Source organism: Saccharothrix sabaoui, from assembly GCF_051756985.1.
Classification (GTDB): Bacteria; Actinomycetota; Actinomycetes; order Mycobacteriales; family Pseudonocardiaceae; genus Actinosynnema.
On the sequence record NZ_JBPKJK010000048.1, the window covers coordinates 1 to 13,044 of the forward strand.

14 protein-coding genes are annotated in these 13,044 nt (G+C 75.0%); 8 read left to right on the forward strand and 6 right to left on the reverse strand.

Annotated elements, in window-relative coordinates; genetic code table 11:
* Nucleotides 1–35: 35 nt before the first annotated feature.
* Complete coding sequence (locus ACR807_RS17075; RefSeq protein ID WP_438922312.1) at nt 36–851, reverse strand: dienelactone hydrolase family protein; 816 nt, start codon at nt 849–851, stop codon at nt 36–38.
* Between the two features lie 135 nt (nt 852–986).
* On the opposite strand from ACR807_RS17075, the gene glmS reads away from it, so the two are divergent.
* From glmS to tsaE, 5 genes are all read left to right on the forward strand, one after another.
* A complete protein-coding gene (gene glmS, locus ACR807_RS17080) occupies nt 987–2,849 on the forward strand; it encodes a glutamine--fructose-6-phosphate transaminase (isomerizing) (RefSeq protein ID WP_438922313.1) in 1,863 nt (620 codons plus the stop codon).
* 15 nt (nt 2,850–2,864) lie between these two features.
* The gene (locus ACR807_RS17085) at nt 2,865–4,268 is read left to right on the forward strand and encodes an NAD(P)H-hydrate dehydratase (protein ID WP_438922314.1); all 1,404 of its coding nucleotides are present in this window, start codon (nt 2,865–2,867) and stop codon (nt 4,266–4,268) included.
* Nucleotides 4,269–4,438: 170 nt separating this feature from the next.
* Nucleotides 4,439–5,551 carry an alanine racemase gene (alr, locus tag ACR807_RS17090; protein WP_438922315.1) on the forward strand — a complete coding sequence of 371 codons (1,113 nt, stop codon included), beginning with the start codon at nt 4,439–4,441 and terminating at the stop codon, nt 5,549–5,551.
* The gene (locus tag ACR807_RS17095; protein WP_438922316.1) at nt 5,548–6,651 is read left to right on the forward strand and encodes an alpha/beta fold hydrolase; all 1,104 of its coding nucleotides are present in this window, start codon (nt 5,548–5,550) and stop codon (nt 6,649–6,651) included. Before alr ends, ACR807_RS17095 begins: the two co-directional genes overlap by 4 nt.
* Nucleotides 6,648–7,106: a tRNA (adenosine(37)-N6)-threonylcarbamoyltransferase complex ATPase subunit type 1 TsaE gene (gene tsaE / locus ACR807_RS17100; RefSeq protein WP_438922317.1), complete on the forward strand. Its 459-nt coding sequence runs from the start codon at nt 6,648–6,650 to the stop codon at nt 7,104–7,106. Before ACR807_RS17095 ends, tsaE begins: the two co-directional genes overlap by 4 nt.
* A 46-nt stretch (nt 7,107–7,152) precedes the next feature.
* Here tsaE and ACR807_RS17105 read toward each other — a convergent pair whose 3' ends face one another.
* The 4 genes from ACR807_RS17105 to ACR807_RS17120 are packed head-to-tail and all read right to left on the reverse strand — an operon-like array spanning nt 7,153 to nt 10,418.
* Complete coding sequence (locus ACR807_RS17105) at nt 7,153–8,388, reverse strand: carboxyl transferase domain-containing protein (protein WP_438922318.1); 1,236 nt, start codon at nt 8,386–8,388, stop codon at nt 7,153–7,155.
* Complete coding sequence (locus ACR807_RS17110; RefSeq protein ID WP_438922319.1) at nt 8,385–9,710, reverse strand: acyl-CoA synthetase; 1,326 nt, start codon at nt 9,708–9,710, stop codon at nt 8,385–8,387. Before ACR807_RS17110 ends, ACR807_RS17105 begins: the two co-directional genes overlap by 4 nt.
* Nucleotides 9,711–9,744: 34 nt before the next feature.
* Entirely contained in the window at nt 9,745–10,059 is a 315-nt protein-coding gene (locus ACR807_RS17115) for a thioredoxin family protein (protein WP_438922320.1), read from the reverse strand.
* Nucleotides 10,047–10,418 carry a MerR family transcriptional regulator gene (locus ACR807_RS17120; RefSeq protein ID WP_438922321.1) on the reverse strand — a complete coding sequence of 124 codons (372 nt, stop codon included), beginning with the start codon at nt 10,416–10,418 and terminating at the stop codon, nt 10,047–10,049. The genes ACR807_RS17115 and ACR807_RS17120 overlap by 13 nt, the downstream gene beginning before the upstream one ends.
* A gap of 102 nt (nt 10,419–10,520) precedes the next feature.
* Here ACR807_RS17120 and tsaB point away from each other — a divergent pair, with 102 nt between their 5' ends.
* Genes tsaB through tsaD form a run of 3 tightly spaced genes read left to right on the forward strand, consistent with a single transcriptional unit; the run spans nt 10,521 to nt 12,695 of the window.
* On the forward strand, nt 10,521–11,195 hold the full coding sequence (gene tsaB, locus ACR807_RS17125; protein ID WP_438922360.1) for a tRNA (adenosine(37)-N6)-threonylcarbamoyltransferase complex dimerization subunit type 1 TsaB: 675 nt from the start codon (nt 10,521–10,523) through the stop codon (nt 11,193–11,195).
* On the forward strand, nt 11,192–11,650 hold the full coding sequence (gene rimI, locus ACR807_RS17130) for a ribosomal protein S18-alanine N-acetyltransferase (RefSeq protein ID WP_438922322.1): 459 nt from the start codon (nt 11,192–11,194) through the stop codon (nt 11,648–11,650). Before tsaB ends, rimI begins: the two co-directional genes overlap by 4 nt.
* Entirely contained in the window at nt 11,643–12,695 is a 1,053-nt protein-coding gene (tsaD, locus tag ACR807_RS17135) for a tRNA (adenosine(37)-N6)-threonylcarbamoyltransferase complex transferase subunit TsaD (RefSeq protein WP_438922323.1), read from the forward strand. Before rimI ends, tsaD begins: the two co-directional genes overlap by 8 nt.
* Before the next feature lie 21 nt (nt 12,696–12,716).
* Here tsaD and ACR807_RS17140 read toward each other — a convergent pair whose 3' ends face one another.
* Nucleotides 12,717–12,887: a hypothetical protein gene (locus ACR807_RS17140; protein ID WP_438922324.1), complete on the reverse strand. Its 171-nt coding sequence runs from the start codon at nt 12,885–12,887 to the stop codon at nt 12,717–12,719.
* Between the last annotated feature and the right edge of the window lie 157 nt (nt 12,888–13,044).

Consider the following 13,044-nt stretch of genomic DNA (forward strand, 5'->3'; position numbering starts at 1 on the left):
AACCGCGCCTGGTCGCCGCGTACGGCCACCCCTCCTCAGGTGCGGACGAGCGGTCCCCGCTGGAAGCCCAGCGGGGCGCCCTTCACGTCGTGGTCGAGCAGGACGTCCCACCGCCTGTCGTTCTTGAGCAGGCGCAGCAGGAACGCGGTGGTCAGCGCCCGCCCGATGCGCTGCGCGTCCCGCTCGCCCTTGCCGTCGAGCAGCAGTTCGCTCCAGTGCCTGCCCTCGGCGAACCCGAGGTGGCTGGTCTTGGGCAGCGACCGCAGCTGCACGGGACCCGCCCAGGCGTCGGCGATGGCCTCGGCGTGCCCGACGGGCGGTGCGATGCGGTCCTCGCCGGCGGCCAGGTGCAGGCCCGCGGCGGTGACCCGGCGGGCCGCGTCCAGGGCGGACGGTCGGGTCTCGGACGCGGCGAGCGTCACGACCGCGCGCACCCGGCTGTCGTCGGCGGCGGCCAGCACGGCGGCCCCGCCGCCCATGGAGTGACCCGCGACGGCGAGGTGCTCGGCGTCCACGCTGATGTCGCCGTCGCCGAGCCGGACGCCGGTGAGCACGTCGAGCGTGGTGCGCAGGTTCCCGGCGAGCAGGCGGGCGGACATCAGGGGGCCGCGCTGGGTGCCGGGGGCGGCGGCCACGACGCCCCAGGACGCGAGGTGCCGCAGGAGCGCCCGGTAGCGCTCGACGGGCTGCAACCAGCCGTGCCCGAACGCGACCGCGGGCAGGCCGAGCCCGGACGCGGGCGTGTAGACCAGGCCCGGGAGCCCGACCAGGGCGAGGTCGCCGCGCAGCACGGGGTGCGGGCCGGGCCTGCCGAGCTGGTCGAGCACCTGCTTCGCCGAGTAGCCGCTCACCGCGTGAACGGTAGTCGATCGCGCCACTCGGGGCGCACCTCCTGATTGGTCTATACCAAATGTGGTCTTGACCTGCGCAAACGCGTTGAAGTGGCTCTTTTGGGTGATGCCGCTGGTCTAGTTACGCTGTGCGGCGTGTGCGGAATCGTGGGATATGTGGGTCACCGGTCGGCGCTGGACGTCGTGCTCGACGGTTTGCGACGGCTGGAGTACCGGGGCTACGACTCGGCAGGCGTCGCCGTCCTGGACGGCGCGGGCGGCCTGGCCGTCGAGCGCAAGGCCGGTCGGCTGACCAACCTGGAGGCCCGGCTCGACGAGGTCGGGCGCGAGGGCTTCGCGGGCACCGCCGGCATGGGCCACACCCGCTGGGCCACGCACGGCGCCCCGGTCGACCGGAACTCCCACCCGCACCGCGACACCACCGGCCAGGTCGCGGTCGTGCACAACGGCATCATCGAGAACTTCGCCGCGCTGCGCGCCGAGCTGGAGGCCGACGGCATCGAGATGGCCAGCGACACGGACTCCGAGACCGCCGCCCACCTCGTCGCCCGCGCCTACGCCGACGGCGACACCAAGGGCGACCTGGCGGCCAGCGTGCGCGCCGTCGTCCGCCGCCTGGAGGGCGCGTTCACCCTCGTCGTCACGCACGCCGAGCAGCCCGACCTGGTGGTCGCCGCCCGCCGCTCGTCCCCGCTGGTCGTGGGCGTCGGCGACGGCGAGACGTTCGTGGCCAGCGACGTGTCGGCGTTCATCGAGCACACCCGCGAGGCCGTCGAGCTGGGCCAGGACCAGGTCGTCGTCATCGACCGCGACGGCTACGCGGTGACCGACTTCCACGGCGAGGAGGCCGTCGCCAAGCCGTTCACGGTCAACTGGGACCTGTCGGCCGCAGAGAAGGGCGGCCACGAGTACTTCATGCTCAAGGAGATCGAGGAGCAGCCGGAGGCGCTGGCCAACACGCTGCGCGGCCACTTCCGCGACGGCCGGATCGTCCTCGACGAGCAGCGGCTGTCCGACCAGGACCTGCGCGACGTCGACAAGGTGTTCGTCGTGGCCTGCGGTTCGGCCTACCACTCCGGCCTGGTCGCCAAGTACGCCATCGAGCACTGGACCCGGCTGCCCGTCGAGGTCGAGCTGGCCTCCGAGTTCCGCTACCGCGACCCGGTGCTCGACCGCGACACCCTCGTCGTCGCCGTGTCCCAGTCCGGCGAGACCGCCGACACGCTGGAGGCCGTGCGGCACGCCCGCGCGCAGAAGGCCCGCGTGCTGGCGGTGTGCAACACCAACGGCGCGCAGATCCCGCGCGAGTCCGACGCCGTGCTCTACACGCACGCCGGCCCCGAGATCGGCGTGGCGTCCACCAAGGCGTTCCTCGCCCAGATCGCGGCGAACTACCTGGTCGGCCTGGCCCTGGCGCAGGCGCGCGGCACCAAGTACCCGGACGAGGTGGCCCGCGAGTTCCACGAGCTGGAGGCCATGCCCGAGGCCGTGCAGAAGGTGCTGGGCACCGTCGAGCAGGTCCGCGCCCTCGGCCGCGAGCTGGCCGACTCCAAGGCGGTGCTGTTCCTCGGCCGCCACGTCGGCTACCCGGTGGCGCTCGAAGGCGCGCTCAAGCTCAAGGAACTGGCGTACATGCACGCCGAGGGCTTCGCGGCGGGCGAGCTGAAGCACGGCCCGATCGCGCTGATCGAGCCCGGCCTGCCGGTCGTCGTGGTGATGCCGTCGCCCAAGGGCCGCGCGCAGCTGCACTCGAAGCTGGTGTCCAACATCTCGGAGATCCAGGCCCGCGGCGCGCGCACGATCGTGATCGCCGAGGAGGGTGACGAGACGGTGCGGCCGTTCGCGGACCACCTGATCGAGATCCCCGCGGTGCCGACGCTGCTCCAGCCGCTGATCTCCACCGTGCCGCTCCAGGTGCTGGCGGCGGAGATCGCCCGCAGCCGCGGGTACGACGTGGACAAGCCCCGCAACCTCGCCAAGTCCGTCACCGTCGAGTAGGGCAGGCTGGACCCCATGCGGGGTCTGTGGACGACGGCACGGGTCAGGGAGGCCGAGGAACGCGTCCTGGCGGTCGTGCCGCCGGGTGCGCTGATGCGGCGGGCGGCGTTCGGCGTGGCCGTCGTCGCGGCGGAGCTGCTCGCCGGGCGGCGGCGGGTCGGCCTGCTGGTCGGCGCGGGCAACAACGGCGGCGACGCGCTGTGGGCCGGCTACTACCTGCGCAAGCGGGGCGTGGCCGTGTCCGCGGTGCTGCTCTCGCCGTCGCGGGCGCACGCCGAGGGGCTGGCCGCGTTCCGCCGCGCCGGCGGCCGGGTGGTGGACCGCCTGGGGCCGGTGGACCTGGTGGTGGACGGCATCGTGGGCCTGTCGGCGCGCGGCCCGCTGCGACCCGACGCCGCCGAGCACGTGGCGGCGCTCGACGCGCCGGTGCTGGCCGTGGACCTGCCCAGCGGCGTGGACCCGGACACCGGCCACGTCGCCGGGCCCGCGGTGCGGGCGCACACCACCGTGACGTTCGGCTGCCTCAAGCCCGTGCACGCGCTGGCCGACTGCGGCGACGTGCGGCTGGTGGACATCGGCCTGACCGGTGAGCTGCACGGCCCCGACCTGCTCGAACTGGACGCGGAGGACGTGGGCGCGGCGTGGCCGGTCCCCGGGCCCGACTCCGACAAGTACACCCAGGGCGTGACGGGCGTCGCCGCCGGCTCGTCCACCTACCCGGGCGCGGCCGTGCTCTCGACCGGCGCGGCCGTGCTGGCCACCTCGGGCATGGTCCGCTACGCGGGCGCGGCGGCGGGGGCCGTGCGGGCGCACTGGCCGGAGGCGATCTGCACGGGGTCGATCACCGACGCGGGCCGCGTGCAGGCGTGGGTCGTCGGTCCCGGGCTGGGCACGGGCCTCGGCTCCGAGCAGGTCCTCCGCACCGTCCTGGAGGCGGGTGTCCCGGTGTGCGCCGACGCGGACGCCATCACCATGCTCGCCAACAACCCCGACCTGTGGGACGCGCGCGACCCCGGCACCCCGCTCGTGCTCACCCCGCACGACCGCGAGTACGAGCGCCTGGCCGGCCCGGTCGGCGAGGACCGCGTGGCCGCCGCCCGGCGTGCCGCCGAGAAGTTCGACGCCGTGGTCCTCCTCAAGGGCCGCACCACCGTCATCGCCTCCCCGGACGGTCGCACCCTGGTCAACCGGGCCCCCGACTCCTGGGCCGCCACCGCCGGCTCGGGCGACGTCCTCTCCGGCATCCTCGGCTCCCTCCTGGCCGCCGGCCTGGACCCGCCCCTGGCCGCCGCCTCCGCCGCCCACCTCCACGCCCGCGCCGCCACCCTGGCCGCCGCCAACGCCCCCGTCCCCGCCTCGGCCCTCCTCCACGCCGTCCCCGACGCGATCCGCACCCTCCGCACCTCCCACCCCCACTGACCCCGAGAGTCCAACCCCCAGGCCCCGAGAGTCCAACGTCCAGGACCCCTGAGTTCTGCGTTCGGGACCGGCACCCCGGACCTGGACGAAGAACTCACCGGACCCGGGCGTTGGACTCTCGGGACCTGAGCGTTGGACTCTCGCGGGGGCGGTGGGCGGGCTGTGTCACCATGAGCGGTGTTATGGCTGCTCCTCGCGCTGAGGTCGTGATCGACCTCGACAACCTCCGGCACAACGTCGCCACCCTGGACGCGCTCGCGCCGGGCGCCGAGACCATGGCCGTCGTCAAGGCGGACGGGTACGGCCACGGTGCGGTGGAGGTGGCCAGGGCCGCGCTGGAGGCCGGCGCCACCTGGCTCGGGTCGTGCTCCCTGGACGAGGCGCTGCGGCTGCGCGCACACGGCGTCACCGCGCCGGTCCTCGCCTGGCTCGACCCGCCCGGCACGGACTACGCGCCCGGCGTCGAGCAGGGCGTCGACCTGTCGGCGTCGTCCACCCGCCAGCTCGACGACATCGCGGCGGCGGCGAGCCGGGTCGGCCGGCCCGCCCGCGTCCACCTCAAGGTCGACACCGGCCTGTCGCGCGGCGGCTGTCCCCCCGCCGACTGGCCCGAGCTGGTCGAGAAGGCCGCCAGGACCCCGAACGTGCAAGTCCACGCCGTCTGGTCGCACCTGGCCGCCGCCGACGAGGTGGGCCACCCGGCCACCGACATGCAGGCGGAGCGCTTCGCCGCCGCCTGGGGCGAGGCGCGCGCCGCCGGCCTGGACCCGCTGCGCCACCTGGCCAACTCGGCCGCCCTCATCACCCGCCCGGACCTGCACCTCGACCTCGTCCGGCCGGGCATCGCGGTCTACGGCCTCAACCCGGTGCCCACCCCCCTCGACCTGCGCCCGGTGATGACGTTCCGCTCGTCCGTCGCCCTCACCAAGCGCATCGCGGCCGGCGAGTCCGTCTCCTACGGCCTGACCTGGACCGCGAAGACCGACACCACGCTGGCCCTGGTTCCCGTCGGGTACGCCGACGGCGTGCCGCGCGCCCTGTCCAACCGGATGCACGTGTGGCTGGACGGCAGGCGGCGACCGGTCGTCGGCCGGGTCTGCATGGACCAGGTCGTGGTCGACTGCGGCGACGACCGGCCCGCCGAGGGCGCCGAGGTCGTGCTGTTCGGCACCGGCGGGCGCGGCGAGCCCACGGCCCGCGAGTGGGCCGACACCACCGGCACCATCGACTACGAGATCGTCACCGGCATGTACCGCCCCCGCGTGACCAGGGTGTACCGGTGAACTCCCTGTGGAAGGCCGTCGGCTGGGCGGGCGGCATCCTCGGGGCCGCCGCGACCGGCGTGGCGGTCGGCGTGGCCGCGAACCAGAAGAAGGTCTCCGACGACCGCAAGGCCGACGACCCGCACGCCGACGAACCGCTGGGCGGCCTCACCCCGAACCGCGAGTCCACTGTGGCCGCCGACGACGGCGTGCCGCTGTCGGTCGAGGAGGTCGACCCGGTGGACGGCGGCCCGGCGGACCTGGTGGTCGTCCTCGTGCACGGCTTCGCGCTGGACCGCCGCTGCTGGCACTTCCAGCGCCGCGACCTGGCGAAGCTCACCGACCCGCGGGTCCGGCAGGTCCTCTACGACCAGCGCAGCCACGGCCGCTCGGGCCGCTCCGCGGCCGAAGCCAGCACGATCGACCAGCTCGCCCAGGACCTGGACGCGGTCATCCGCACGATGGCCCCGGACGGCCCGCTGGTGCTCGTCGGCCACTCGATGGGCGGCATGACGATCATGGCGCTGGCCGAGCACCGGCCCGAGCTGTTCGCCGAACGGGTGCTCGGCGTCGCCCTCGTCGGCACGGCGGCGGGCGCGGTCGGCGGCGCGGGGCTGCCCAAGTCCGTGCTGTCCCGGCACAACCCGGTGACGATGGGCGTCGGCCGCCTCGCCGGCCTCCAGCCGGGCCTGGTCGAGTGGGTGCGGCGGCGTGCGTCGACGCTCACCTGGAGCGGCATCCGCGCGTTGGCGTTCGGCGACCGGCACGTCAGCCCGTCGCTGGTGGACCTGATGGGCAAGATGATCAACGGTGTCACGGTCCAGTCGCTCACCGAGTTCCTGGACACCCTCGGCACGCACAACCGCTACAAGGCGCTGGCCGGTCTGCGGCACTGCGAGGTGCTGGTGATCAGCGGCGACGCGGACAAGCTGACGCCGTTCTCGCACGCCGAGCGGATGGCCGAGGAGATGCCGCACGGTGAGCTGGTCCGCGTGCCCGGCGCGGGCCACATGCTCATGCTGGAGCAGGCGGACCTGGTCACCGGGCACCTGGTCGGGTTGGTCCGGCGCAGTGCCGCCGGACGGGTGGAGGGCGGACGGCAGTGGTGGCGACGGGCGTGAGCGTGACGCTCCCCGAGGTGGCGGACACCGAGGACCTGGGGCGCAGGTTGGGCGGGCTGGTGCGGGGCGGCGACCTCGTGCTGCTGTCCGGCCCGCTGGGCGCGGGCAAGACGGCGCTGGTGCGCGGCCTGGCCGCCGGCCTGGGCGTGACCGGGCGGGTCAGCTCGCCGACGTTCGTCATCGCCCGGGTGCACGACCCCGCGCCGGGCGGCCGGGGCGTGGCGCTGGTGCACGTCGACGCCTACCGGCTCGGCGGGCACCTCGACGAGCTGGACGACCTCGACCTCGACACCGACCTGGTGGACGCCGTGGTCGCCGTCGAGTGGGGCGAGGGCGTGGCCGAGCGCCTCAGCGAGGACCACCTGCTGATCACCCTGGAGCGCCGCGACGACGACGTGCGGGTGGCGCACCTGAGCCCGCACGGCGCGTGGGCCGACCGCGAACTGCCGGTGTGACCCGCGAACCGCCGGTGCGACCCGCGGGCTGCCCGTGACCCGCGGGCTACCCGTGTGACGCGATCCCGCGCACCACGCCCAGCTCGACCAGGTCCTGCGGCCGCAGCCGCAGGTCGTCGGCGAGCGCGGGCACGTCGCCGCGCTTGAGGATGTGCGCCGCCAGTTCCGGCGCGATCACCGAGAAGTAGGCGTCGGGCGTGATCCAGGTGTGCTCGGGCGAGGCCAGCGCGAGCGCTCCGCCGGAGCCGCCCTCGCCGATCACCAGGGTCGTGACGGGCACCCGGCTCCCGGCGACGGCGGCGAACAGCCCGGCGATGGCCGGGCCGACGCCCGCGCGCTCGGCCGCCGCGTCGTTGGCCGCGCCCGGCGTGTCGACCAGCGTCAGCACGGGCAGCGCGAACCGCTCGGCCAACCGGATCAGCCGGGCCGCGGTGCGGAACCCGGCGGGCGTGGTGGCCGTGCCGGTCTGCGCGGCGAACGCGACGGGCCGGTCGCCGCGCAGGCCGATGCCGCACAGCATCCCGGGGTCCACGCCGCCGGCCCGGTCACCGCTGACCGGCAACCGGAGGTCGAAGTGGTCGTCCAGGTACCGCGCCGCGCGGGGACGCCCCGGGTCGCGCGCCCGCAGCACCGCGCCCCACCCGTCGGCGGGCAGGTCCTCGGCGCCCAGGGCGCGGGGCACCTCGGCCGGGACGGCGTCACCGCGGGTCAGCAGTTCGAGGACCGCGCCGACCAGCACGTCCACGTCCCCCGGCTCCGCCACGACGTCGACCGCGCCCGCCGCGAACTGGCCCTCGGCGGTGTAGGCGGGGTCGTCGAGGTCGTCGGCCGGGCGCACCCTGCTGCCCGCGAACCCGACCTGCGCGCCCGCCACCGCGATCACGTAGTCCGCGCCCGCGCCGAGCGACGCCCACAGGCCGCCGGTCGTCGGGTCGCCGAGCACCGACACGTGCGGCAGGCCGGCCTCCCGGTGCCGCGCGCACAGCCGCGCCACCCGCTGGAGCTGCCGCAGCGACAGCATCCCCTCCTGCACCCGGCTGCCGCCGGTGGCGATCCGCGACACCACCGGCAGGCGCGCGGCCCGCGCCTGCGCGAACGCCTCCTCGACCACGTCGCCGGTGGCCGCGCCGACCGAGCCGCCGAGGAACCGGAAGTCGAACACGACCTCCACCGCCCGCCGGGCCCGCCGCCACGACACCGACTCGGTCCCGCCCGTGCGCGCCCGGGCCCGCGCCAGCTGCTCCCGGTAGCCCGGCCACCCGAGGGGATCGGCCGGGGTCACCGCAGCTCCCGCTTCAGCACCTTGCCCATGTCGTTGCGCGGCAACGCGTCCACGTACCGCACGACGCGCGGGCGCTTGTGCGGCGACAGCAGCCGCGCCACGTGGTCGGCCAGCTCCTCCGGCGCGGGCGCGCCGCCGCGGGCCACGACCCAGGCCACGACCCGTTCGCCCAGGTCCTCGTCGGGTTCGCCGGTCACCGCGACCTCGGCCACGGCGGGGTGCTCCAGCAGCGCGTTCTCGATCTCGCCCGCGCCGATCTTGTAGCCGCCGCTCTTGATCAGGTCGGTGGCGCGGCGGCCCACGATCCGGAGGTACCCGTCCGGCTCGACCACGGCCAGGTCGCCGGTGCGGAACCAGCCGTCGCGGAACGCCTCGGCGGTCGCGTCGGGCCGGTTCAGGTACTCCAGGAACAGGTTCGGGCCGCGCACCTCGACCTCGCCCGGCTCGTCGCCCACGACCCGCACCTCGACGCCGTCCAGCGGCAGGCCGACCGTGCCGGGCCGCCGGTCGCCGTCCGCGCGGACGCTGGTGTTCATCAGCGTCTCGGTCATGCCGTACCGCTCGACGACGCGCTGCCCGGTCAGCCGCTCGATGCGCTCGTGCACGGTCGCGGGCAGCGCGGCCGAACCGGACACCAGCAGCCGGGCCCCCGCGAACGCCGCCGCGTGCGCCGGTTCGTTCGCGACCCGGTGGTACATCGTCGGGACGCCGAACATCATCGTGCCGCCGGACGCCAGCGCGTCGGCCGCCGCCGCGACGCTGAACGACCCCAGGTGGTGCAGGGTGCCGCCGCGCCGCAGCGGCCCCAGCACGCCGACGCCCAGGCCGTGCACGTGGAACAGCGGCAGGCCGTGCACCACGACGTCGTCGGCGGTCCACCGCCAGGCCGCCGCCAGCGCGTCGAGGTTGGTGGCCAGCGCCCGGCGCGGCAGCACCACGCCCTTGGGCGGGCCCGTCGTGCCGCTGGTGTAGACGATCAGCGCGGGCGCCTCGGCGTCCGGCTCGGGCAGGTCGCGCGCCGGCCCGGACGGCAGCTCGTCGTCCACGACCAGGTCGGGCGCGCTGTCGGCGAGGACGTGCGCCAGCTCCCGCTCGCCGATCTTCGGGTTCAGCGGCACCACGGGCACGCCCGCCAGCAGCGCGCCGACGACGGTCACGCACGTCTCCGGCGTGTTCCGGGCCCACACGGCGACCCGCCGCAGCCCCGCCAGGCCGGACGCGACCCGGCGCGCCTCGTCGGCCACCTGCTCGTAGGTCAGCTCCCGGTCGGGGAAGCGCAGGGCGGTCTTCGTCGACGGCGTGACCAACGCGGGCAGCAGCATCCACCCACAGTGACCGGCCGAACCGCCCTGCGCATCACAAGTGTGGTTCGAGCCACGCCATCAGGTGGATCTTCGGCCGTGCGCCGACGGCCTGGGCCACCAGTTCGCCGTCCTTGTAGAGCTGGAGCGTGGGCGCGGACATGATCCGCTGGTCGCGCGCCGTGCGCGGGTTCCGGTCCGTGTCGAGCTTCACCACGGTCAGGTCGTCGCGCTCGGCGTCGATCTCGGCGAGCACCGGTTCGAGCATCCGGCACGGCGGGCACCAGTCGGCCCGGAACTCCACCAGCACGGTCCCGGTGGACACCGCCTCGGCGAAGGTGTCGTCGGTCAGTTCGGTCAGCGTGCGCACGGTCTGCTCCTCTGCTCGGCGTCGTCCAGTTGCGCGCGCACCCGGTCGCGGGCCTCGTTCAGCCGCGCGATGCACTCGTCCAGCTCGGCGAGCTTGCGCCGGTACACCGCGACCGACGCCGGGCAGGCGTCACCGCTGGCGTGCCCGTCGCGCAGGCACTGGACGAACGGGCGGGTGTCCTCCAGGGCGAACCCGATGCCGGTCAGCGACCGGATCTCGGCGACCAGCCGCAGGTCGTCCTCGCGGTACTCCCGCTGCCCGTTCGCCCCGCGCCGGTCCGGCAGCAGGCCGAGGGACTCGTAGTAGCGCAGCGCACGGGTGGTCGTCCCGCCCCGCCGCGCCAGTTCTCCGATGCGCACGGTGTCGATCCTCCGACTTGACGTCCACGTCAAGTCCAGTGTGAGCGGCCCACCGGGTCGCCGGGTTCTGGGTGGCGGTGGTCACCTCTATCCTTGTCCGTTGTGCTGGTGCTCGCCTTGGACACCGCGACCCCCGCCGTGACGGCCGGTGTCGTGGAACTGACCCCCGACTCGCCCCCGCGACTGCTCGCCGAGCGGGTGACGGTCAACGCGAAGGCGCACGGCGAGCTGCTCACCCCGCACCTCCAGGAGGCGCTGGCGGAGGCCGGGCGCACCCTGGCCGACCTCGACGCCGTCGTGTGCGGGTCGGGCCCCGGGCCGTTCACCGGGCTGCGCGTCGGCCTGGTCACCGCCGCCGCGCTCGGGCAGGCGCTCAACCGGCCCGTCTACCCGGTGCCCACGCCCGACGCCATCGCGCTCGACGCGGCGACCGGCAAGCCGCTGCTCGTGGCCACCGACGCCCGCCGCAAGGAGGTCTACTGGGCGGCCTACGACGCGGCCGGGCGGCGCACCGACGGCCCGCACGTGGACCGGCCCGCGGACCTGGTGGCGAAGCTGCCCGCCGTGGCGTCCGCCGCGGGCGAGGGCGCCGAGATCTACGCCGACGTGCTGGGCCTGCCCGTCGTGGGGGTGCGCCACCCGTCGCCGGTGTCCCTGGTGGCCGCCGCGGCCGACGAACTGCTGGCCGGCGCCCGACCGGCCGCCCTCACCCCGCTCTACCTGCGGCGGCCCGACGCCGTGGAACCGGTCGGCCGCAAGCGGGTGACCCGCGCGTGAAGGCCCGCACCCTCACCATCGCCCCGCTGCGGCACGAGGACGCGGCGCGGTGCGCGGAGATCGAACAGGACCTGTTCCCCGGCGACGACCCGTGGAGCGAGCAGGCGTTCCGCAGCGAGCTGGACCACGGCAACCACTACGTCGGCGCGTACCTCGGCGGCGAGCTGATCGGGTACGCGGGCCTGGCCCTGACCGACTTCGAGAGCAGCGTGCACACCATCGCCGTGGTCCGAGACCACCAGGGCGGCGGCGTCGGCAAGGCGCTGCTGCGCACCCTGCTGGCCAAGGCCGACGAGGCGGGCCTGCCGGTGTTCCTGGAGGTGCGGACCGACAACGTGCCCGCGATCACCCTGTACCTGGCGCACGGGTTCGAGCACCTCGGCCTGCGCCGCCGCTACTACCAGCCGTCGGGCGCCGACGCGTACACGATGGGAAGGCCCGCGAACCGTGACTGACCGGCTCATCCTCGGTATCGAGAGCTCGTGCGACGAGACCGGCGTCGGCATCGTCCGGCTCGGCCCGGACGGGGCGGTGGAACTGCTCGCCGACGAGGTCGCCTCCAGCGTCGAGGAGCACGCCCGCTTCGGCGGCGTCGTGCCCGAGGTCGCGTCCCGGGCGCACCTGGAGGCGATGGTCCCGACCATGCGCCGGGCGGTGGAGAAGGCCGGGGTCGAGCTGCGCGACGTGCACTCGATCGCGGTCACCGCCGGGCCGGGCCTGGCGGGCGCGCTGCTGGTCGGCGTGTCGGCGGCCAAGGCTTACGCGGCGGCGCTTGGCAAGCCCTTGTTCGGGGTGAACCACCTGGCCGGGCACGTCGCCGCGGACACCCTCCAGCACGGGCCGCTGCCGAAGCGCTGCCTGGCGCTGCTGGTGTCCGGCGGCCACTCGCAGCTGCTGCTGGTGGAGGGGCTGGCGGAGCGGATCACCGAGATCGGGTCCACCGTCGACGACGCGGCGGGCGAGGCGTACGACAAGGTGGCCCGGCTGCTGGACCTGCCCTACCCGGGCGGCCCGCCCATCGACCGGCTCGCCAAGCAGGGCGACGGGTGCGCCATCGCGTTCCCGCGCGGGCTGACCGGGCCGCGCGACTCGAAGTACGACTTCTCGTTCTCGGGGTTGAAGACCTCGGTGGCGCGGTGGGTGGAGAAGCAGGAGAGGGCCGGCGAGGAGATCCCGCTGGCCGACGTGGCGGCGTCGTTCCAGGAGGCCGTGGCGGACGTGCTGACGGCCAAGGCGATCCGGGCGTGCAAGGACCTGGGCGTGGACACCCTGGTGATCTCCGGCGGGGTGGCGGCCAACTCGCGCCTCTCCGGTCTGGCGGCGGAGCGCTGCGCCGCGGCGGGCATCGAGCTGCGCGTGCCCAGCCCCCGCCTGTGCACCGACAACGGCGCGATGATCGCCGCCCTGGGCGCGCACCTGGTCGCGGCGGGCGCCGAGCCGTCCCCGATGACCCTGTCCACCACCCCCGGCCTGCCGGTGAGCACCATCCAGATCAAGTAAGTCGTTGGATCGCAGGATTGTTCAACAATCCTGCGATCCAACAAACCCGCCAGTCATGCCCGCAGCAGCCACGGCGTCAAAGGCCGCCCGGTAGTCAGGTTCGCCCAGGGCGGTGCGGGCGGCAGTGGCGATCCGGTCCACGTCGAAGCGCTCGCCCATCGACAGCAGGACGCCGACCGAGTCGCGGGTCACCGCCGCCGCGCCCAGGTCCTCGTCCGTCGAAGCGCCTGCCCCATCGGCGGCAGGACGCCGACGGAGATCGCCGCCTCAGGCGCGCACCTGGTCGCGGCGGGTGTCGAGCCATCCCCGATGACGCCGTCCGCCATCCCCGGCCTGCCGGTGACCGCCA